15 protein-coding genes are annotated in these 19,787 nt (G+C 67.3%); 6 read left to right on the top strand and 9 right to left on the bottom strand.

The features are described from left to right. The first annotated feature begins 36 nt into the window (after positions 1-36). Both ATJ93_RS01575 and ATJ93_RS01570 read left to right on the top strand, forming a co-directional pair. Positions 37-1,668: an alkaline phosphatase family protein gene (locus ATJ93_RS01575; RefSeq protein WP_120242888.1), complete on the top strand. Its 1,632-nt coding sequence runs from the start codon at positions 37-39 to the stop codon at positions 1,666-1,668. After that, positions 1,665-2,675, top strand: coding sequence for a lipid II:glycine glycyltransferase FemX (locus tag ATJ93_RS01570; RefSeq protein ID WP_120242887.1), 1,011 nt, complete (start codon positions 1,665-1,667; stop codon positions 2,673-2,675). Before ATJ93_RS01575 ends, ATJ93_RS01570 begins: the two co-directional genes overlap by 4 nt. A 64-nt stretch (positions 2,676-2,739) precedes the next feature. On the opposite strand, the gene ATJ93_RS01565 is transcribed toward ATJ93_RS01570, so the two are convergent. Beyond that, positions 2,740-3,030, bottom strand: coding sequence for a helix-turn-helix domain-containing protein (locus ATJ93_RS01565; protein WP_120242886.1), 291 nt, complete (start codon positions 3,028-3,030; stop codon positions 2,740-2,742). 239 nt (positions 3,031-3,269) lie between these two features. Here ATJ93_RS01565 and glmM point away from each other — a divergent pair, with 239 nt between their 5' ends. After that, positions 3,270-4,613 carry a phosphoglucosamine mutase gene (gene glmM / locus ATJ93_RS01560; protein WP_120242885.1) on the top strand — a complete coding sequence of 448 codons (1,344 nt, stop codon included), beginning with the start codon at positions 3,270-3,272 and terminating at the stop codon, positions 4,611-4,613. 148 nt (positions 4,614-4,761) lie between these two features. Here the strand turns inward: glmM and ATJ93_RS01555 are convergent, their stop codons facing one another. After that, positions 4,762-4,971: a DUF7563 family protein gene (locus ATJ93_RS01555; protein WP_013880584.1), complete on the bottom strand. Its 210-nt coding sequence runs from the start codon at positions 4,969-4,971 to the stop codon at positions 4,762-4,764. 386 nt (positions 4,972-5,357) lie between these two features. Between ATJ93_RS01555 and glmU the strand changes: the two genes are divergently transcribed. After that, complete coding sequence (glmU, locus tag ATJ93_RS01550; RefSeq protein WP_120242884.1) at positions 5,358-6,539, top strand: bifunctional sugar-1-phosphate nucleotidylyltransferase/acetyltransferase; 1,182 nt, start codon at positions 5,358-5,360, stop codon at positions 6,537-6,539. 511 nt (positions 6,540-7,050) lie between these two features. Here glmU and glmS read toward each other — a convergent pair. Beyond that, positions 7,051-8,862, bottom strand: a complete 1,812-nt coding sequence (gene glmS, locus ATJ93_RS01545) for a glutamine--fructose-6-phosphate transaminase (isomerizing) (RefSeq protein WP_120242883.1) — start codon at positions 8,860-8,862, stop codon at positions 7,051-7,053. Between the two features lie 808 nt (positions 8,863-9,670). Here glmS and ATJ93_RS01540 point away from each other — a divergent pair. Together ATJ93_RS01540 and ATJ93_RS01535 are read left to right on the top strand one after the other, a co-directional pair. Further along, a complete protein-coding gene (locus ATJ93_RS01540; protein WP_120242882.1) occupies positions 9,671-11,728 on the top strand; it encodes a cation:proton antiporter in 2,058 nt (685 codons plus the stop codon). A gap of 100 nt (positions 11,729-11,828) precedes the next feature. Beyond that, positions 11,829-12,017 carry a DUF5786 family protein gene (locus ATJ93_RS01535; protein ID WP_120242881.1) on the top strand — a complete coding sequence of 63 codons (189 nt, stop codon included), beginning with the start codon at positions 11,829-11,831 and terminating at the stop codon, positions 12,015-12,017. A gap of 246 nt (positions 12,018-12,263) precedes the next feature. On the opposite strand, the gene ATJ93_RS01530 is transcribed toward ATJ93_RS01535, so the two are convergent. From ATJ93_RS01530 to ATJ93_RS01505, 6 genes are all read right to left on the bottom strand, one after another. Further along, positions 12,264-13,055, bottom strand: coding sequence for a helix-turn-helix domain-containing protein (locus tag ATJ93_RS01530; RefSeq protein ID WP_120242880.1), 792 nt, complete (start codon positions 13,053-13,055; stop codon positions 12,264-12,266). A gap of 303 nt (positions 13,056-13,358) precedes the next feature. Then, positions 13,359-16,721: a bacterio-opsin activator domain-containing protein gene (locus tag ATJ93_RS01525; RefSeq protein ID WP_120242879.1), complete on the bottom strand. Its 3,363-nt coding sequence runs from the start codon at positions 16,719-16,721 to the stop codon at positions 13,359-13,361. Positions 16,722-16,953: 232 nt separating this feature from the next. Continuing rightward, positions 16,954-17,373: a universal stress protein gene (locus ATJ93_RS01520; RefSeq protein WP_120242878.1), complete on the bottom strand. Its 420-nt coding sequence runs from the start codon at positions 17,371-17,373 to the stop codon at positions 16,954-16,956. Between the two features lie 205 nt (positions 17,374-17,578). Then, positions 17,579-18,253, bottom strand: a complete 675-nt coding sequence (locus ATJ93_RS01515) for a cytochrome c biogenesis protein CcdA (RefSeq protein ID WP_120242877.1) — start codon at positions 18,251-18,253, stop codon at positions 17,579-17,581. Between the two features lies 1 nt (position 18,254). Continuing rightward, the gene (locus ATJ93_RS01510) at positions 18,255-18,830 is read right to left on the bottom strand and encodes a TlpA family protein disulfide reductase (protein WP_120242876.1); all 576 of its coding nucleotides are present in this window, start codon (positions 18,828-18,830) and stop codon (positions 18,255-18,257) included. A gap of 6 nt (positions 18,831-18,836) precedes the next feature. Next, a complete protein-coding gene (locus tag ATJ93_RS01505) occupies positions 18,837-19,622 on the bottom strand; it encodes an SCO family protein (RefSeq protein WP_120242875.1) in 786 nt (261 codons plus the stop codon). Positions 19,623-19,787: the final 165 nt, after the last annotated feature.

The following is a 19,787-nucleotide window of genomic DNA, read 5'->3' as shown; positions in this document are numbered from 1 at the left end:
CGCATAACAAAGCGCGGGTAGACGAACCGATCAGTTATGGTAGATTCGACCGACGAAGATGATCTTCGCCTTCTCGTCGTCGGGCTCGACGCGGGGTGTCCGCCGATACTCGAGTCGCTGTTCGAGTCGGACGAGGTGCCGACGTTACGGCGGATACTCGAGTCCGGCTCCAGCGGGCCCCTCGAGTCCCAGATCCCGCCCTGGACGGCCAGCGCCTGGCCGTCGCTGTACACCGGGAAGAATCCGGGCAAACACGGTGTCTTCGACTTTCTCTCGTTCAACGGCTACGACTGGAACGTGGTGAACTCGACCCACGTCCGGGAACGGCCGGTCTGGGAACTCCTCTCCGAGCACGGGATCACGAGCGTCGTCGTCAACCTTCCCGTCACCCACCCGGCCCGCGAGTTCGACGGGGCGCTGATTCCGGGGATGACCGCCCCCGAAGATCCGGACTGCCATCCCGACGGCATTCTCGAGGACGTCAAACTGGAGTGTGGCGGCTACCGGGTCTACCCCCAGAGCGGCCCCGAACCGGACCAGTCGATCGAGGGGTACGAGCGAACGATCGAACTCCGGGGGAAAGCCTTTCGCTACCTCTGTCGGCGGATGGAACCCGAGTTCGGCTTCCTCCAGTTCCAGCAAACCGACTCGGTCTTCCACGAGCGACCCGGAGACAAGAAGGCCATCGAAGCCGTCTACCGCGAGGTCGACCGGCAGGTCGAGCGGACCATCGAGGAGACCGACCCCGAGAACATCCTGATCGTCAGCGACCACGGGATGGGAAAAGTCACGGGCCACGAGTTCCGCGTCAACGAGTTCCTCCGCGATCGGGGCTACCTGCAGGCCCACCGGGGCGGCGAGGGGATGCCCGACTGGTCCAAGAGTTGGGAGAACGACCTGCTCTACGGCGAGGACGCGGGCAGCCACGAGGAAACCACCCTCGAGAAGGCGATGAACGTCGCCGCGCGGGTCGGGGTCACGACCCAGCGCGTCGCGAACGCGCTCGAGCGAGTCGGCCTGAAGAAACCGATCGGCAGGCGGGTGCCCAACGACCTGATCCGGGCGGCCAGCGAGCAGGTCGACTTCGCCGACTCGGAGGTCTACATGCGCTCGAAGAGCGAACTCGGGCTCCGGATCAACCTCGAGGGCCGCGAGCCCGACGGGAAGGTTCCCGAATCCGAGTACGAGCGGGTCCGCGAGGAAGTCGTCGCGGAGCTGTCGGCGGTTCGGACGCCGGACGGCGAGCCGATGTTCGACGCCGTCGGTCCCCGCGAGGAGTTCTTCGACGGCCCGTACCTCGATGAGGGACCGGACGTCGTCACGGTACCGGCGGCGTTCAACAACGCGGTCAGCGCCGACCTCGGGAAGGACCTGTTCGGCGAGCCGATGGAGTCGTGGAACCACAAGCGGACCGGCGTCGTCGGCGCAATGGGGTCGACGTTCGACGAGAGCGCTTCGCTCGCGGACGCCGACGCGTCGATCTTCGACGTCGCACCGACGATCTGCGCGCTGTTCGACGTTCCGATCGACGCCGAGATGGACGGCGAAACCCTGCCCGTCGTCGAGGACGGGCCGGAAGCGGAGTACCCCTCCTACGATCCCGAACCGATCACGGCGACCGAGGATCGGGCCGTCGAGGACCGCCTCTCGGACCTGGGATACCTATGACCGTCGAAGTCACGACGCTCGACCCGTGGACCGACGCCGACGAGTGGAACCGCTACGTCGAGCGCTCGGACGGCACCAATCCCTTCTTCCGAGCCGAAGCGCTCCGCTTGCAGGCCGAGGATACGGGCACGACGCTGCACCTCCTGACCGGGTTCAAGGGTCAGGAGGCGATCGGCCTCTTTCCCGTCTTCGAGTACTCGAAGGGGCCGATCAGCGGCGCGTTCTCCCCGGCGCCACAGTCGTGGTCGCCATACCTCGGGCCGGCGACGCTGAACCTCGCAAAGGTCAAACGCCGGAAGGCCGATCAACGGATCCAGCGGTTCCTCGAGGGTGCCATCCGGTGGATCGAACGGGAGATTTCGCCGCTGTACACGCGGGTCGTCGCCGCCGAGTTCGAGGACGTGCGCCCGTTCTCCTGGAACCAGTACACCGTCAAACCCGGCTACACGTACGTCGTCGATCTCGAGGGCAGCGAGGAGGACCTCCTGAATCGATTCAGCAGCGACGCCAGACAGAACGTGCGCACCGCCGACGAAGACGCCTACGTCGTCGAGGAGGGCGACGCCGACGACATCGAGCGCATCGTCGAGAAGGTCGCACAGCGCTACGAGAGTCAGGGGCGGTCGTTCCACCTCAACCCCGACTTCGTCCGCTCGGCGTACGCGGTGCTCCCCGAGGGATCCGTGCGGCCGTACGTCTGTCGCGTCGACGGCGAGTTCCTCGGCGGCATCCTCGTCGTCGAGTCCGATACCACCAGGTACCGGTGGCAGGGCGGCGTCAAACCCGACGCGGACGTCGACCTGCCGATCAACGACCTGCTGGACTGGACGGTGATGCGCGACGGCCTCCGCGCCGGCCTCGAGCGGTACGACCTCGTCGGCGCGGGCGTGCCGAGCATCAACCGCTACAAGGCGAAGTTCAACCCGCGCCTCGAGACCAATTTCACGATCACGTCGGGCGCGTTCGGGATCGATCTGGCGATCGATCGGTACCGAAAGCTCGGCTAGCGCCTGAAGTATCGAATCGGCCGTTTTCGTTCGACGTCACAGTACGATCAGACGACGAACGGTGTCACTCCGCGATCCGGTACTTCGACTGCCGGGCGTCCTCGAGACAGACGCGGCTGGCGATGCACTCCGCGTCCTCGAGTTTGCCCAGCGCGTAGCGGACGGTGCGGGCACAGAGGCGCGACTCGGCGGCGATCTCCTCCTGGGTCATCGCGCCCTCGTACTCGAGAACCTTGTAGACGAGCTTCGCGCTCGGCGGGAGCTCCGCGATCGACGTGGGAGAAGCGGCGTCGTCGGCGTCGGAATTGGACTCAGCGGCGGCGTCGCGATCGGCGTCGTGGTCGGTCGCACTCATAGCAATGCTGTCCCGGCCTACGCGCTCGCTCGTATATACGCTGGCGACAGTTCAGAAATATAGGGGGCCGCTAACGGCCGCGTCGGGCTCGAACGGGGCCAGTACCGACGCGGGACCGAACGGGAGTCGAGCCGGACTCGAGCGGGACGCTCCCCGATCGAGACGGCGCAGACGTGTTCATCCGGGGTGCAGTCGGTAGTCCCCACATAGTAAGGCGCTCCGTCGCATCACCGACGCGTATGTTCGGAACCAGCGGTATCCGCGGCACCGTCGGCGAGGACGTTACGGCGGACCTTGCGCTTTCGGTCGGCCGCGCGGTCGCATCGGAGGGATACGACACCGTCGTCGTCGGGCGAGACGTCCGCGAGAGCGGCACCCTGCTCGTCGACGCGGTCGCGTCGGGGCTGCGCGAGTGCGGCGCCGACGTCCTCGAGGTCGGGATCGAGTCGACGCCGACGATCGCGCGGTCGATCGAGCACTTCGACGCGGACGCGGGGATCGTCGTGACGGCCTCGCACAATCCGGCGCCGGACAACGGACTCAAGCTCTGGAACCCCTCGGGGAAGGCGTTCGGCCCCGAGCAGCGCGACGCCATCGAACGTCGAATCCGCGAGGACGACTACGACCTCGGGGCGTGGGACGAACTCGGCGTCCGTCGTCGCCGGGACACCGCTCGCGAAAACCACGCCGCGGCGATCGCGGCCGCCGTCGACCTCGAGTCGACCCCGAGCGTGATCGTCGACCTCGGCAACGGCGCCGGCGCGGTCACGGCTGAAGTGCTCGCCGACCTCGGCTGTCACGTCCGAACGCTGAACGGCCAGCAGGACGGCTCGTTCCCCGGCCGTCCCAGCGAACCGAACGAAGAGACGCTCGAGACGCTGGCCGCGCTCGTCGCCGAGACCGACGCGGATCTCGGCATCGCTCACGACGGCGACGCCGACCGGATGATGGCCGTCGACGAGACGGGGACCTTCGTCCCGAAGGACGCCCTGCTCGCGCTGTTCGCTCGCGAGGCCGCGGGCGAGGGCGACCGCGTCGCCGCACCGGTCGATACCAGCCTCGCGGTCGACGACGCACTCGCGGCCGTCCGCGCGACGCTCACCCGGACCAAGGTCGGCGACGTCTACGTCGCCGAGCGGACGACCGAGGACGGCGTCGTCTTCGGCGGCGAACCCAGCGGCGCCTGGATCTGGCCCGCCGAAACCCGGTGTCCCGACGGCCCGCTCGCCGCCGCTAAGCTCGTCGAACTGGTCGCCGATCGCGGCCCGCTCTCTGAGCTCGCCGGCGCGATCGAGCGGTACCCGATCCGCCGGACGTCGCTCGAGGTCGACGACAAAGCCGCGGTGATGGAGGCGGTTCGGACGCGCGTCAGCGATCGCTACGACGACGTCGACACGCTCGACGGCGTCCGCGTCGAGACCGACGACGGCTGGTTCCTGCTCCGCGCAAGCGGTACGCAACCGCTCATTCGGGTGACTGCCGAAGCCCGCGAGGCGGACGCCGCCGAGCGGGTTTTCGAGGAGGCGCAGGCACTCGTCGGCGATGCGCTCGAGGCGACGACGGCGGAGACGAGGACGGAGTAACGGTCACGGACGGTCCGGTAGCGCTTGCATCGCTCGTCGGTATCACTGAGGTGCTGTGAACGTGCCAGAGACAATCAGCAGCGGCCGTCGGTAGCGTCGATACGGACACGATCGCGCCACTGCAGCGCGAACAAGCGAAACTAACCGGTTATCTGGCTTCTTCGGGGATGAAATCGGACGTCTTCATCTCACGATACGTCGCACAGTCGGGACAGGCGTGGACGACGTCACGATTGTCCCCGAAGACGCGTGCGAACTGCCGGGTCACCTGGTTCCCACAGTTGACACAGCGGGGGGCGCTCGTGTGTTCTCGAGACGTCATCGGCGTCCACTTCGCGTCGGATGGTTCCGTCGACATCAACAGCCCGTAGCCACAGAACGGTATTTACTATAGACCCCATAATTCCGTCTGAGAAGGTTAGTCACTCGTTGCGACGGGTCACAGTCGGTGATCGAAACGAGTTAGATATCGGCAGTATCACGCGCTAATTCGCGATAAATATCGTATTTCTGCCGGGTAAGTAGGTGTTACTCATTGGCGTGTTGATGATTGAATCGGTCGTCGCGACGGTACCGATCCCGGTGGGCGTCCAATCGCTGATCAGGGGTCGTGAGAACCGATACCGATAGCCAGTACCGAGCGAGTCAACCGGACGTGACACCGACTCCGAGCGCCATCGGCGTGGCTCGCAACGTCCGAGTAGAACCCGTATAATTATCCCCCGAATCGGCGTACGGTGGGGCATGAAAGCTGTCGTTCTCACGGCGGGTGAAGGGACGCGGATCAGACCGCTCTCCGCGTCAGTGCCGAAACCGATGCTGCCCGTCGCCGATCGACCGCTCGCCGCCCACACCGTCGACGCGGCCGTCGACGCCGGCGCGGACGAGATCGTCCTCGTCGTCGGCTACGAGGCCGAGACGGTGCGGGAGTACTTCGGCTCGGAATACCGGGGCGTCCCCGTCAGCTACGCCGTCCAGGAGGAACAGGCCGGCACCGCCGACGCCGTCAACGCCGCGCGCGAGCACCTCGAGGGACCCTTCGCCGTCCTCAACGGCGACAACCTCTACGACCCGGCCGCGATCGAACGCCTGTTCGAGGCCTGTCCGGCCGTCTGCGCCGTCGAGGTCGACGAGCCGAGCAACTACGGCGTGTTGAGCACGACCGACGGCACGATTACCGACATCGTCGAGAAACCGGCCGAGCCGCCGACGAACCTCGCCAACGCCGGCGCGTACGCGTTCCCCGCGGACGCCCGCGAGTGGCTGGACGTCCCCGCGAGCGAGCGCGGCGAACACGAGATCACGGACGTGCTCGGGCGGGTCATCGACGAGTACGCCGTCACGCCGGTCACGCTCGATCGCTGGATGGACGTCGGCCGCCCCTGGGAACTGCTCGAGGCAAACGAGTGGAAGATCGGCGAGCTCGAGCGGCGCCTCGACGGCGCGGTGAGCGACGACGCCCACCTCGAGGGCGACGTGGTCGTCGAGGAGGGCGCGACGGTGAAGCCGGGCGTCGTGATCGAGGGCCCGGCCCTGATCCGCTCGGGCGCGACGGTCGGCCCGAACGCGTACGTCCGCGGCGCGACGCTGATCGGCGAGGGCGCGAAGGTCGGCAACGGCGTCGAGGTGAAAAACAGCGTGCTCTCGCCGGGCGCGACCGTGGGTCACCTCTCGTACGTCGGCGACAGCGTCCTCGGCCGGGACGTCAACTTCGGCGCGGGGACGACCGTCGCGAACCTGCGCCACGACGAGGCCGACGTCAAGTTCACCGTCAAGGGCGACCGCGTCTCGACCGGCCGCCGGAAGTTCGGCGTCGTCGCCGGCGACGACGTGAAGACGGGGATCAACACGAGCCTCACGCCGGGGCTGAAACTCGACACCGGCGCGACGACGAAACCCGGCGAAGTCGTCGAACGGGATCGATAACGGCCACGGTTCTGCTTCTGACTCGAGGTTACGTCGTCGCCGGTAGCGTCCTCTAGTCGCGGCGATCCGCACTGAACCGTAGCTATCAGGTAGTGACTTTATATATTCACGAAGAGCTAGCCTATCTGGAGGGTGTCGATCGGTATCATTCGGATCACCGACCCTCCAGTTCCGATTCCGACGTCGTCGAGTGTGGGTCGTTCATCTCGGCGCCGTGGGACGACGGCTACGGGGGTGGCCGAGCGTCCTGCGGCCTCGGAGACTCCCACTCGGTGGCGCACCGTTCACGCTCGAGAGGCGTTCCTGTGGGGACGGGGGACCTATCCGAAACGCTGCCTCGTGCTCGTCCATCTGCGGGCTGCGACGCGGCTATCGACCCAGTGACGACCGGAGCGCGAAGCCGGACCGGGAACAGTGCAAGTGACGTCCAACCCCGTTTATACGAAAATTCGGTTTCTAGAAAAGACCAGTTCGATCCCGATGTGGATGACCGTCGACCGCAACAGCGCCGTTACTCGACCGTGACGCTCTTCGCGAGGTTTCGGGGCTTGTCGATCGGTCGATCCAGCAGGTCGGCCGCGTAGTAGGAAACGAGCTGGAGCTGCACGTTCGCCAACAGCCCCGCGAGGTCGGGATCGGTCTCGGGGATCTCGAGGTGAGCGTCCGCCACCTCGACGGCGCGGTGGTCCTCGGGACAGACCGCGACAACCGGTGCGCCGCGGGTCTGGGCCTCCTCGGCGTTTTTCAGGGTCTTCTCGTCCTCCTCGCCGGTGAAGATCGCGAAGACCGGCGTCTCCGGCGTCACCAGCGCCAGCGGCCCGTGCTTGAGTTCGCCGGAGGCGAAGCCCTCGGCGTGCTCGTAGGTGATCTCCTTGAACTTCAGGGCGCCCTCGAGCGCGACGGGGTAGCCGAGGCCGCGGCCGATGAAGAAGTACGACCGGCTGTCCTGATAGCGGCTGGCGATCCACTCCGCGTCGGAGTCCGTGAGTATCCCCTCGATCTGCTCGGGCATCGTCGCGAGGTCGGGCAGCAGCGCTTCGAGGTCGGCCGCGGGTTCGCCGGCGGCGTCGTCGGCGATCCGCTGGGCCAGCAGCGTGAGCATGACCGCCTGGGAGGAGAAGGTCTTGGTCGCGGCGACGCCGATCTCGGGGCCGGCGCGGATGAACAGCGCATCGTCGGCCTCGCGTGCGGCCGTGGAACCGACGACGTTCGTGACGGTGAGGGTGTCCGCACCTTCGGATTTGGCCTGGCGGAGGGCGTTGAGTGTGTCAGCGGTTTCGCCGCTCTGGGTGACGGCGATGACGAGCGTGTCCTCGTCGACCGGCGGCGCGGCGACGCTGTACTCGTTGGCCAAAAGCGCCGTCGACTCGACGCCGGCCTGGTTCAGCGCGAGCGAGCCGTACAGCGCCGCGTGGTAGGAGGTGCCACAGGCGATCAGCTGGACGCTCTCGATTTCCTCGAACGCGCCGGGTTCGAACCCGTCGAGGGCGATCCGGCCGTTCTCGGGGTCGATCCGGCCCTCGATCGCCTGCGCCAGCGAGGTGGGCTGCTCGTGAATCTCCTTGAGCATGAAGTGGTCGTACTCACCCTTGCCGGCCTGTTCGGGGTCCCACTCGACGGTCTCGGGCTTGCGCGTGATCGGGTTCCCGTCGAGGTCGGTGAACTCGACGCCGCTCTCGTCGACGACGACGACGTCGCCGTCCTCGAGGTAGACGACGCTGTCGGTGTACTCGAGGAAGGCGGGGACGTCGCTGGCGAGGAAGAACTCGTCGTCCTCGACGCCGACGACCAGCGGCGATCCCTTTCGGGCGGCGTAGAGGACGTGTTCGCCCGAGAGCATCGCGGTGACGGCGTAGCTGCCCTCGAGGTCCTCGACCGCTTTCCGGAACGCGGCTTCGTTGTCCAGTCCCGAGTCGAGATAGTACTGAATGAGATGGGGGATGACTTCGGTGTCGGTGTCGCTCGTAAACTCGTGGCCCTTGGCCTGGAGCCACTCCTTGAGTTGCGCGTAGTTCTCGATGATCCCGTTGTGGACGACCGCGACGTCTTCGGTGCCGTCCGTGTGAGGATGGGCGTTCTCGTCGGTCGGCGGCCCGTGGGTCGACCAGCGCGTGTGGCCGATGCCGACGTCGCCCTCGAGCGGGTCGTCGATCGCTTCCTTTAGCTCCTCGACCTTCCCGGAGCGTTTCTCGACGTCGATGCCGGAGCCGTTCTGGATCGCGACGCCGGCCGAATCGTACCCTCGGTACTCGAGGTTCTCGAGGCCAGTTAGTAGCGTCTCGAGTGCGTTGCCGTCGCCGACGTGCCCGATTATTCCACACATCTATCGATCACCGTGCAGCGTGGCGGCGAACGTCGGTTAGCGTGTGACTCGATGCACCGGTCGACACAGTCGAGGCCGACTCCGGACTCGGATGCAAACTCGATTCCGGGGCGGAACTCGCGCGTGCGTAGATATCGCTGGCCGTCCGTGACGATCGCGCTGGCGGCGTGCGTGGTCGATCGTCCGCGGAGACCCGTCGAGATCGGAACTGATACACGGACATGAGAGGAACCAGGTAAGCCGAGCCCATTACTATAGATTGGCTACCGATCCCGGTAGCGATGGAGTACTCTCGAGCGGTCGCGCAGTCAGTTTCCGACCCGTATTCCGCGGACAGTAATTTAATTTGACCACTATTGTGATCGTATGTTCCCTTCGAGGGTTGCATTCGAACACACGACTCTAAAATACGGAGATCAGCTGAAGTATGTCAACCAAACACGACCGGACCGAAAACGTACGGCCTCCCGAACGCGTATATAACCCCCGATGAACCGACGGTTCACGCGGCAAAACGTCGGTTAAACGATTCGGGGAGATCGCTCCCCGGAAACGAGGTATAGACGGAGCGAACCGTATACGATCCGATTCGACCTTCGAAAGTGGTCAGATATGGGTTTTCGGTCCGCTATTGGAGACGATCCCGACTCGATTGGCGCACATTCGTTGCGTACACGACACTGATCGGGTACCTTACCGGAAACCCCCCGTTTTATTACGCCCCCGTCCCTCGTCCGCGACTACGATTCGGTTCAGTCGTACTGATCGCTTTCCACCCGTTTCGACGCTCTCTCGAGTTACGATCTAGATGGTTCAACCGCTACTCACTGACGTCGGACTGCCGCTCGAGCAGCCGGTGCTCGTCTTTACGGTCGCGATGGCGATCTTCCTGGTCGGCCCGTTGCTGGTCAAACGCCTCGGGCAACCGGGGATCGTCGGCGTCGTTCTCTTCGGCGCAGCGATCGGCCCGGACGCACTCGAGTTCGTCAGCCACTCGGACGCGATCGTCTTGCTCGGCGAGGTCGGCCTGATCTACCTGCTGTTTACCGTCGGCCTCGAGCTCGACATGCAGGGGTTCAAGGAGGCGCCCGAGAACGCGGCGATCTTCGGCCTGACGAGTTTCGGCCTGCCGTTCGTCGTCGGCGCCGGCGTCGTCTACGCGGTGCTCGGCCTGAACCTCTGGGCCGCGCTGTTGCTCGCGTCGGTCTTCGCCTCGCACACGCTGCTGGCGTACCCGATCGTCAACCGACTCGGCGTGACGAAAAACCGGGCGGTCGCGGCCGTCTTCGGCGGTATCCTCTTTACCGATACGCTCGCGCTAATCGTCCTCGCGATCGTCACCGGCGCCGTCGGCGGCGATCTGACGCCGTGGCTGTTCGCACGGGTCGGCCTCTCGCTGGTCGTCCTGTTCGGCGGGGCGCTGTTCGTACTGCCGCCGGTTTCGCGGCGGTTCTTCCAGACGTTCAGCGAGGAGAGCTACTTCGAGTTTCTGTTCGTAATGGTCGCGATCTTCGCCACCGCGAGCCTCGCCGAACTGCTCGAACTCGCGCCGATCTTAGGCGCGTTTATCGCCGGTATCGCACTAAACCGGCACATTCCGGAGGGCGGCACCCTGATGAACCGCATCGAGTTCGTCGGCAACGCCTTCTTCATCCCCTTCTTCCTGCTGCACGTCGGGATGTTCGTCGATCCGACGGTCATCCTCGACGGCCTCGAGACGCTGTGGATCGCCGCCGTCATCACGGGGATCATGTTCGTCACGAAGTGGACCGCCGCCTGGCTCGTCGCCGCGGTCCAGGACTACACGCCGACCGAACGCACCGTCATTTTCGGGCTCTCGACCGGCCAGGCCGCAGCCGCGCTGGCGATCACGCTCATCGGCTACGACCTCGGGCTGTTCGGCGCCGCCGTGCTCAACGCCGTCGTCCTGATGCTGGTCGTCACCGCCGTTTTGAGCCCCTGGCTCACCGAGCGCAGCGCCACGACGTTGGCCCTCGAGCGCGACGTCGGCGGCGACGACGCGGCGACGGATCCCACGATCTTGTTGCCGCTGTCGCACGACGCCGAACACCAGGGACGGCTCATGGAGCTGGCGTTCGTCATCAGGGGCGACCGCGGCACCGAACCGGTCCACGTGATGACCGTCGTCCAACCCGACCGAAGCGACGATGCGACCGAGCGTGAGATCGCCGCAGTTACCGAGGAACTCGAGGAGTTAGCCGAGGTCGGCAGTGCGGCCGAAGTGTCGGTCGAGACCGAGACGCGGGTCAACCACAACGTCGCCTCGGGCATCGTTCAGGGTGCCGTGGAGGTACAGGCCGATCAGATCGTCATGGGCTGGGACGCCGCGCGGAGCTTCCGCCACCGGATCTTCGGCAGCATCATCGATCAGGTGTTAGAGCGGACGAACCGGCCCGTGTTGGTCTCGCGGCTCGGCCACCCGATCAACACGACGCGGCGAATTCACGTCGTCGTCCCCATCGGCGTCGACCACCACGAGGGGTTCTACGAGGCCGTCCACCTCGTCAAGCGCCTCGCGGCGACGCTGGGTGCCGAACTGAACGTGATCGTCGTCGACGGCTCGGCCCACCAGTTCGAGCACCTGTTCGAGATGGTCGACGAGGAGGCCGCCGCCGAGTTCAGTTCGCTCGACGGCTGGCACCGGCTGGTCCCTCGCCTCGAGGGAGAAACCGACGACGACGACCTCATCGTCACGCTCTCGCCGCGGCGGGGCGACGTCGGCTGGCGGACCGAACTCGAGGGGTTGCCGGCCCGGTTGGCCGAGCTTCCACCGGCGTCGTTCATCACGATTCACCCCCGCCGCGGCGAGCCGGAGTACGACCGGCAGTTCCTCCGGTTCAAGTAGCGCTCGCGGGGCGAGACCGCACTACGGCGTCGGGTGCCAACGACTCCCGGAACTACCCCCGAACCGCCACACCTTTGAGGGGCGGCGTCGTGGTCTACGTATGGGTTTTGGTAGCTACGACGAATCCGAGCAACAGCAACAGACGAACGACGACGATGACACCGCTGAAGCTGTAAACGTCCACGAGAACGACCACAACGGGGAGATGTCCTTCGAGTCGGACATCTCGACCGACGAACTCGTCTCCCAGCTCGGCTCGATGAAGGACGACGCCGACGACGACGAGTAACGGCAACCACGACGACCGCACCCGCGGCCGCTTCACCGCGCGCGATACCTCGGACGCGAGTTCGCGGCTTCGGACGCACAGTTACACTCTTACACTCGGGTCGAGGGATCGAACTACACTCGAGCCGATATTCTCGATCGGCCGTATTTTCACGCCTCGCGCTCGAAAGCACGTCGTACTGATCGCCCCTCGAGCGACTAGCAACTGGTATCCGAACCCAACCAAGAACCCGAAGACGATCGGCCGTTAGCGGCGGGAGAGCGTCGACTCGCAGAGTTCGCCGATCGCCCGGCGAAGGCGCTGGGAGATGGCCGACTTCGAGACGCCGAGTCGGTCCGCCAGTTCGTCCTGTGAGATGCCGCGGGGGACGTCGAAGTACCCTTCCTCGTGGGCGACCGCGAGCAGTTCCTGCTGTTTCTCGGTCAGCGCGACGACGCCGTCGTCCTCGTCGTCCGAGACGCGGAGGTGATCCACCGTCAGCGAGATGCCGCGCTCTCGGCAGTACTCGTTGAACGAGACGAGATCGTCGCGGCTCGGGAATCGTAACTGGACGCACCAGCCGGCCCGGCAACTGGTCATCTCGAGCACGCGCCCGCCGACGGCGGCCGTCTGCTCGACGAACGTCAGCGTCCGATCGGCGACGGCGACCCGGTAGACGCGTCGATCCGTGTAGCGGTCGACCAGGACGGGATCGGCGGCGGTCGGGTCCGCCTCGAGGGCGGCCTCGAAGGCGTCGAATTCGGCGCCGTAGACGGTTAGAAAGACGACGGTGCGGTCGTTTTCGACGGTGGTCCAGTAGTCGGGTTCGACGGTGACGTCGGTCGCGCGGCGGAGGGTCGGGCGGAGGAAGAGGTCGGCGTGATCGAGTCGGAGTTGCGCGACGATGCCGCCGTCGGCTTCGGAGCGGACGCCGGTGCGGTCGACATCGGCCGCGTCGCCGGTTGGCGCCTCGGCATCGGTCTCGGCGGGGGCTTCGGCCCCCTCGGCGTCCGGGTCAGTTCGAGCGGCGGACTCGACGTCGGAGAGATCGATGCTCACAGCAGCATCCGCCATCCGGATGGACGACAGGTATCGGTGTAAGTTCGTATTACCGGGGACACGCTCATCGAATGCGTGATTCGACCGCGAGTACATGGTCGTAGACGCTATACACGGAACCGATCAATCGGCTGTCGTCAATACTGATTCACGCATCGGTTATCCGTCAGCTACGCGCTGAAAGAAATAGTGTCTTACCGGCCATCGTCGGCCGGATAAGGTCGAACTACACTGGTCGACGGTCACTCCCCGGTTCCCTGTTGCGGAAGAAATAGCGTATTACCCTCGCCCTCACCCACACTCTCACTCTTCGCCCCGCTCGTCGAACAGCAGTTCGAATAGCTTGTGCTGGGCCAACCGAAGATGACGGCTGAACGTCGGCTGGGAGATCCCCAGCGTCTCGGCGACCTCCTCGCCGGTGCTCTCGCGGGGCCAGTCGAAGAACCCGCCGTAGTAGGCGGCCTCGAGCGTTCGCAACTGCCGTTCCGAAAGGCGGTCGCGGAGTTCGGCGTCGAACGGGCGCGCGGGCGGGACGGACCGGTCTCGCTCGCGGCGTGCGGCCAGTTCGGTCCCCGAGTGGGTGCGCTCGATCGTTCGGACGAACGCGCGCACGTCGACCGTGCTCGCGAGTTCGATCACGAGTCGAGCTCGGTCGTCGACCGGCTCTATCGAGCGCAACACGCCGCCGTACTCCGCGAGGGTCTCCGCGACGGTCGACGCCGACAGGCGGATCTCGAGAGGGACTCGATTGCGACTGGTTTTGTCATCCCCGCCATTTTCGTCATCACCGTCGTCGTTGTCGCCGACCTCCCGAAACGACTCGACTGCTGAAATCCCGTCGAGCGTCGTCTGAATCGCCGCCGGGTCGGCGTCAGCGATCGTGCAGTACACCGTCGAACCGCCCGACGTCCGCGGGACGACCGTCCGGACGTCGATTCGACTGCCGACGCCGCGAGCGATCGCGGACAGCGGCTCGGACTCGTCGCGGACGACGATCTCGAGTTCGGCGACGCTGTCGGAAAGCAGGGCGCGCTTGCGCTCGAGCGCGCCGATCGCGTGGCCGGCGACGCTCGCGAGGTGCGTACAGGCCGCCCGCAGGTCTTCGTCGAACGCCGCGGACCGGGTCGCGTACGCGGTCAGCGTCCCGTACTGGAACTCGTCGTGTTCGATCGGGACGCTCAGCGCCGCACGGAAGCCCCGCTCGAGCGCTTCGCGGTGGACGTCCGCCCCGTTCTCGCGATCCCGGACGGCGGCCTCGAGATCGTCGACGACCGTCGGCTCGCGGCGCGTCGCAGTCCGGACGGCCGGATCGTCCGCGTCCGCCTCGAGCGGAAGCGATGCCGACTCGAGGAACTCGCCGTCGCGACCGGCCCACGTCGACGCGGTCAGCGTCTCGCGGCCCGCGGCGGTTCGGCCGACCCACGCCAGTTCGACGCCGTCGTCGCGGTCGCGGTCGCCGTCGGTCCCGTCGGCGGACGAGAGCGACAGCACGCCGTCGCAGAGTCGCTGTTCGACAGCCTCCCGTGCCTCCGCTGCGAGCAGGTCGCGCTCGCAGGTCCGGAGTCGCTCGTCGCGGGCGAGGGCCGACTCGAGACGCGTGCGATCGCGGCGGCAGTCGCGAACGCGGGCCCGCTCCGAGAGCCGGTCGAGAGCGAGTGACGCCGCATCCGCCAGCGCCGCCGGAGCGTCGAGATCCAGCGCCTCGAACGCCATCGGTTCGCTGCTGGTCGCCAGCACGACCGCGCGGTCGTCGACCGGGACGGCGAGCACGCGCTCGGCCCGGATTCCGGACCGAGCCAGCGCCGGCTCGAGGGCCGAGCGGTCGTAGACGGTCGGCTGGTCGATGGCGAAGGGGTCCGTACCCCCGCTCGAGCCGGCGTCCGGTTCGTCCCGATCACGGTCGTCGAACGCCGGCGGATCGCGCTCGATCGGCGGCAGTTCGACCGCCGGCTGTCCGTCGCGGGTCGTCATCGCCGCGGGCCTGAGTCGGTCCTCGTCGACGAGGTACCAGGCGGCTAACTCGGCGTCGGTGGCAGCACGAAGTCCGTCGACGACGGCCTGACGGACGTCCGCATCGGTCTCCGCGCGAGCCAAGTCGGCGAGCGCATCCTGAACTGACGAGAGCGCCGCGGCCCCAGAACGGCGCCGATCCCGGACGACACAGAGCGTCCGCTCTCGCTCGTCGTCGGGAAGCGGCGCGACGAAGACGTCGACGGGCCGTCCGTCACCGGCCTCGAGACCGTCGGCGTCGCTCGGTGCTGCAGACGCGTCCGACTCGGATCGCTCACCTCCACCTGCCACGAGGCGCCCGGTGATCGGCTCCATCCAGCGGACGATCGGCGATCGGGCGCGCTCGCGAACCGTCGCCGCGAGGGCGTCGTCGAACAGCGCGTCGACCTCTCGGCCGACGAGCGTCGTCGCGTCGGTTAGTTCGAGCAGCGCCGCGTTCGCCAGTTCGATCGTCTCGCCCTCGAGCACGGCTACTCCGTCCTCGAGCGCGTCGATCGTCGACTCGAGCAGTTCGAGGCGGTCGCGCTCCTGCCGTCCCTGCGGCGACTCGAGTGCCGACGTCCCGGGTGGCTTCCGGTCGCGAGCGAGGACCGTCAGCCCGTCGTCGTCGGGCGCGGCCACCACCTCGAGTCGGCGTTCGCCGACCGCCGCGTCGAAGCGGACGGTCGATCCGGTCGTCGCGGCCTCTCGAAGCCGGCTGGAGAACGTATCGCGGATCGACTCCGGCAGCAGGGACCAGACGACGGTCCCCGGCCGCGGCTCGCCGTCGAAAAACCGCCGCGCGGCCGGGTTCGCGTACCGCAGCTCCCAGTCGGGTCCGAGCGCGAACACCGGTCCCGGGAGGCGGTCGATCGCCGCTCGGACGCCGTCGTCGCGGCCGGCGGGACCGACGGCTGTGATGGTGACGACGAGGCCGTCGATCGCCGGTGCCGCGAGGCGGTCGGCGCAAGTCAGTTCGACGAGCCGCCACCGCCCGTCGCCGTCGCCCAGCCGCAGCGTCCGGCGCTCACTCGCACCGAACGGCGCCGCTGCGACGGCCGCGAGCAGGTCCCGAGCGTCGTCGCGGTCGTCGGGATGGACAAGCTGGGTGAGCGTCGTGCGCTCGAGTTCGTCCGGCGTGTACCCCAGTCGCGACTCGACGGCGGGGCTCGCGTACGCGATCGCGCCGTCTTCGTCGACAGTCAGGACGAGCGCATCGGATCCCTCGAGAATAGCACGAGCGCGCCGGTTCAGGTCCGATTTTTCGGTGGCGAGCCGCCAGCGCTGTGCGGCGTTTCGAACGCGAGTCGCGACGACGGCGCTCGAGTCGTCGGTTTCGACGACGTCGGTTGCGCCGGCCTCGAGCGCCCGGTCGGCCGACGCCCCGTCCGTGACGGCGACGATCGGCGCGTCGGTTCGGGCCGCAAGGCGCTCGAGCCGAGCGGGGCCGTCCCCGCGATCCGCGGCACCGGGATCGGCCCGAAACTCGCAGACGAGACAGTGGACCTCGGTCTCGGCCAGCCGCTCGAGCCCCTCCGAAACCGACCGCGCCCGGACCAGCGCGCCCGAATCGAACGCGCCGGCGAGAGCGTCCACCGTGCGGTCGATCCGAGGCGAGTCGCCGACGACGAGCACGCGAACGACATCGCCGACCGTCGCGGTAGCGCCGTCGCTCATCGGTCGCTCACCTCGCGCGTGTCGCTGATCCTATTGCGCGGGCGCTCGAGGTGCGTTCGATCGGCGGTCCCGCCGGAACGGCAGCCCACAGTGGAGGCCGATTCCGTCGCCGGCGGGTTAATTATCGATCTCGTATCGACGGGTAGCACCGGATTACGGGGCGGGCCGCCCGGCGAGTATCGTGCAGCGCCAGTCTCGGCGGTTCGGGCGGCGATCGGCTCGGACGATACCGCTACGTCTCCCGAACGACGACGACCGGAACCGGCGCGTTCCGGACGACTTCCTCGGCGACGCTGCCGACGACCAACTGATCGAGTCCGGAGCGTCCGACCGTGCCGACGATGATGAGGTCGATCGGGTTCTCCTCGGCCGCCTTGACGATCTCCTCCTGCGGGACGCCGTGGCGGATGGTCGACGTGACATCGAGGCCCGCGTCGGCCGCGGTCCGTTCGGCCTCCTCGACCGCCCCCACGGCCTCGCCCTCCTCGTCGTGGCGCATCTCGTCCCGGGTGTCGGTTGCGTGGGGGCCGTCTTCGGACACCGAGAGGATGTGCAGATTGGCATCCAGTTGTCGCGTGAGTTCGATCGCGTGTTCGGTCGCCTGGCGTGCACCCTCGCTGCCGTCGGTCGCGAGCATGATGTCCTGATACATCGTTGTCGGTAATTCGACAGGCGGAGGGATACCTTTCAGACCTGCGGGTGCCGGGGAGAGGGCGCGGTTCCGGGCAGTACGCGACACCGCTCAGAAAACGACTGTCCGTTCGTGACTGCAGTACTCGCACTCGAAGCACCGCTCGAGGCCGCATCCCCCGCTCGAGGTCGCCGTCCGCGGGCCGACACTCGCCCGCTCGGGCGGGTCAGATCACGTCGAGGATGACCACCGCGAGGTAGAGTTGCCCGAGGCCGGCGACGATCATGATCGCCCCTGCGAGGCGCTTGAGGCGCTTCCCGTGGGTGACGAACCGACCGGCACCCGCGAGCAGCCCCATCCCGGTGGCGACGGTCAACGAGACCATCAGGACGACGATGCTCCCGACGTAGGTTCCGACGACCGCGATCCCCGACGCCGCCGGCAGCGACAGCGCCTGCGCGACGACGCCGACGAACAGCGGCGCGACACAGCCCGCCGCGGCCAGCGCGTAGCCCGCACCGAAGACCCCGAACCCGAGGACGCTCGAGCGCCGCTGGGGCAGCGGCACCGACAGCGACGGCGCGCGGTCGAAGACGACCAGCAGGCCGAAGACGACCAGCAGCGCGCCGATCAGCGGCTCGAAGTAGACGATGTTCGAGAGCGTCGCGTGGCCGATCCAGAACGCGGAGCCGAAGAGCACGGCGAACGTCCCGAGCGTGCCGAGTCCCGCGACGATGCCGCGGCCGAGTGCACCGCCCAGCGAGGCCCGCTCGCCGTCGGTCTGGTTCACGTAGAAGCCGACGTAGCCGGGCAAAAGCGGATACGCACACGGGGAGAAAAACGTCGAAATCCCGGCGATCAGCGCGAACGTCAGCGACTCGAGGGTCGTCGCGTCGACCATGTTAGCCGTCGCCGCCCTCCTCGCTGGCGTCGATCGCGGCCTCGATCTTGCCGACGAGTTCGTCGGCCGACTTGACGCCGTCGTCGGCCCACAGCACCCGCCCGGACGCGTCGATCGTGACCGCGGTCGGGTAGCCCGACTCGAGGTAGCGCGCGCTCAACTCCGCGGCGGGGTCGACCGCGATGGGCCAACTGCCGTCGTGTTCCTCCCACCAGGCGGCGAGTTCGTCGTGACTGATCCCCTCGTTCGTGACCGAGACGAACTGGACGTCGGTATCGGCGACCCGCTCGTGGGCGTCGGCGAGCGCCGGCATCTGTTTCTCGCAGGGCGAACACCACGTCGCGAACAGGTCGATAAAGGTCGGCCGACCCGGTTCGGGGACGAGCATCTCGCCGGGCTCGCTGCCCGGCGCGTCGATCGTCTCGAGCTCGAGGGGGTCGGCGGGTTCCTCCTCGTCGTCGCTCTCGGCCTCGCCGGTGAGTTCGTCGACCGACGGAAGGCCGTAGACGGCGACGGCTCCGGCGCCCGCGAGCACGCCCGCGCTTCCGAGCCCGGTGAGGAGGTCGCGTCGGTGCACGATCGATCACTCCCGTGCGACGGTTCGTGCGTCGTCGACGATGTCCTCGATACCCGCCATGTCCGTGTTGAGCGCCTGCGGGTACGATCGTTCCACGACTCCCTCTTTGTTGGCCAGCAGGATCAGGTTGATGTGCTGGAAGGTGTACTCGCCGTGGTCGTGGTCGTCGTGGCCGCTTTCGTTGCCCTCGTGGCCGTCGCTCTCGTTGCCGGCACCGCCGTGTCCGCCGCCGGCGCCCGGTTCGCCGTCCTCGATCCGCTGCAGTCCGAGTCCGAACGTGTCGGCTGCGTCCCGGGCCGCCTCGTTCGTCTCCGGGCGAAGGAAGTGCCAGTTGTCGGCCTCGTGGTCGACCCCCTGCTCGGCGGCGTAGTCGGCGAGCACGTCGGGCGTGTCGCGTTCGGGATCGAACGTCATCGCGAGTAGGGCGATGTCGTCGGCGTACCCCTGCTGGGCGGCGTCCTCCTGAATGCGACGGAGCCGCGTCATGAGTGCCGGACAGGCACCGTCCGGACACGAGGTGAAGAAGTAAGTCATGACGATCGCCCGCTCGCCGGCGAACTGGTCGCGGGTGATCGTCTCGTCGGCGAGCGGATCCGGGAGCGAAAAGGCGGGGAACTCCTCGCCGTGGACCGGGTAGGCCGCGACGTCGGGATCGCCGCGCGACTGCTCCGGCGGCCCGAGTACCGTCCCGTCGTCGCCGAGTCCGACGACGCCCATCGCGTCGTCGAGACAACCGGCGAGTCCGACGGTGCCCGCCGCCCCGAGCGCCTGCAGATACGTCCGTCGTTCCATATCTGTCTCGTAGGATGGCGAGGTCAAAGGTTCGTTGGTACGCCTCCCGAAGGGACCGCGTCCCGGCCGTCCAGTTTCACTCCCGCAACTGATAGGCGCCCTCACACCACCAGCCGCGGCCGCCGCGTCGGAAGGCCCACCTTCGCTCGAGAACGAGGCCGACTG

This window comes from Halopiger aswanensis, from assembly GCF_003610195.1.
GTDB classification, from domain to species: Archaea; Halobacteriota; Halobacteria; order Halobacteriales; family Natrialbaceae; genus Halopiger; species Halopiger aswanensis.
The sequence above is the reverse complement of the archived record's forward strand: the minus strand, read 5'-3'. Positions and strand labels throughout refer to the sequence as shown.